Source organism: Stenotrophomonas sp. SAM-B (assembly GCF_013387485.1).
In the GTDB taxonomy this organism is placed as follows: Bacteria; Pseudomonadota; Gammaproteobacteria; order Xanthomonadales; family Xanthomonadaceae; genus Stenotrophomonas; species Stenotrophomonas maltophilia_AA.
Genome location: NZ_JABBXB010000047.1, coordinates 1 through 438 on the forward strand (window position 1 = coordinate 1; position 438 = coordinate 438).

Below are 438 nucleotides of genomic sequence, written 5' to 3' on the forward strand. Positions count from 1 at the left end.
TGCAGTGGGGAATATTGCACAATGGGGGAAACCCTGATGCAGCGACGCCGCGTGAGTGAAGAAGTATTTCGGTATGTAAAGCTCTATCAGCAGGGAAGAAAGACTCGTAAGAGAGATGACGGTACCTGACTAAGAAGCCCCGGCTAACTACGTGCCAGCAGCCGCGGTAATACGTAGGGGGCAAGCGTTATCCGGATTTACTGGGTGTAAAGGGAGCGCAGACGGTTATGCAAGTCTGAAGTGAAACCCCACGGCTCAACTGTGGGCTTGCTTTGGAAACTGTTTAACTAGAGTACTGGAGAGGTAAGCGGAATTCCTAGTGTAGCGGTGAAATGCGTAGATATTAGGAGGAACACCGGTGGCGAAGGCGGCTTACTGGACAGCAACTGACGTTGAGGCTCGAAGGCGTGGGGAGCAAACAGGATTAGATACCCTTGT

At 51.8% G+C, this 438-nt stretch carries 1 rRNA gene; it reads left to right on the plus strand.

Going from position 1 to position 438, the window contains the following annotated elements:
• Positions 1-438 (plus strand): 16S ribosomal RNA (locus tag HH110_RS19170); the annotation flags it as partial.